Raw genomic sequence first — 1,375 nt, 5'->3', positions numbered from 1 at the left:
TCCGGCCTGCGGCGCGTAGTAGGGCGGGGGCGTGGTCTGCACCCGCTGCGCGCAGGCGGGGCACGCCTGGATCTGGCGCGGGACGCCCCACTGGGGGGACCACACGGCGGCGGGACGCTGAAGGTGAGACCGTCCACGGCGCGGCGGGTGCCGTGGACCTTGGTCAGGTCGCGGACGTCGATGCTGGTCATGTCCACCACTGTCGGGGTACTGCCTGCTCAGGGGCTTCCCCCGGGCGTGGGAACCGTCTCCCTCGCTCGGGGGAGGCCCGTTGTCGGTGGCGGCTGTCACGATGTCCGTATGGCCCGGTTCCTGCGCCCGCTGCTGCGGGGGACGACGTACACACGGCTCCTGCATCTGTGGGTGCCGATGCTCGTGGTGAGCCTGTGGATGTTCATCGATCCCCACCGGCCCTGGCTGGTCGCGCTGTTCGTGATCCCGGCCGGGCTGGTCGCGGGGGTGCGGACGGGTGAGGGTGTGCAGGCGCGGTGGATGCTGACGCCGGGCGAGGAGGACCCCGGGTTCTCGATCGCCCCGTCGGCGACCTGGCGGGACCGGCTGCGGACGGTCGTCTGGCTCGAAGTGCGCCTCGCGTTGGGGCTGTTGGCCACCCTCACGTGCACGTGGGCCCTGATGGCGGCGTACACCCTGGTCCGCCTGGCGCTCGGGTACGCGGAGGACGTCCCGGTCCTCGGCGTGCTGTCCCCGCACGGGGCGTACGCCCTGCTGGTCCCGCTTGCCCTCCTCGCGCTGTACGGCGCCGTCGTGGGCCTCGGTCTGCTCGTCACGGCCGCCGCCCGCGCGCTGCTCGGTCCTTCCGCCGCCGAGCGGCTCGCGGCGCTGGAGGAGCGTACGGAGCGGCTGCTGGAGCGCACGCGGATCGCGCGGGAGCTGCACGACTCGATCGGGCACGCGCTGACGGTCGCGGTCATGCAGGCGGGTGCCGCGAAGGTGGCCGGTGATCCGGCGTTCACCTCGCGGGCGTTGGAGGCGATCGAGGAGACGGGGCGGACGGCGCTGGAGGATCTGGAGCGGGTGCTCGGGGTGTTGCGGGAGTCGGAGCGTCCGCCGGGCGCGCGGCCGACGCTCGCCGAGGCGGACCGGCTCCTGGAGTCGGCGCGGGCGTCGGGGGCCGTGGTGGACGCGGAGGTGTCGGGGCCGCTGGAGCGGGTGCCGGGGCCGGTGTCCCGGGAGAGCTACCGCATCCTCCAGGAGGCGCTGACGAACGTCCTGCGGCATGCGGGGCCCGTGCCGGTGCGGGTCCGGGTGGGGGTCGAGGCGGACGTCCTGCGCCTTGAGGTGCGCAATCCGCTGACCGCGCGGACACCCGGCGCGGGGCGGGGCAGCGGGCTGCGCGGGATCCGGGAGCGGGCCG

The 1,375-nt window shown here is 74.9% G+C and carries 1 protein-coding gene and 1 pseudogene; one reads left to right on the top strand and one right to left on the bottom strand.

The window, feature by feature from the left end:
* Positions 1 to 191 (bottom strand): annotated as a pseudogene (locus ACVNF4_RS36055) (hypothetical protein); the annotation flags it as partial.
* Between the two features lie 109 nt (positions 192 to 300).
* Here ACVNF4_RS36055 and ACVNF4_RS36050 point away from each other — a divergent pair.
* On the top strand, positions 301 to 1,375 hold a 1,075-nt coding region (locus tag ACVNF4_RS36050; protein ID WP_461807037.1), incomplete at its 3' end, for a sensor histidine kinase.

This window comes from Streptomyces sp. S6 (genome assembly GCF_054880855.1).
Note: the sequence above shows the minus strand (reverse complement) of the source record. Positions and strands in the feature narration are given on the sequence as shown.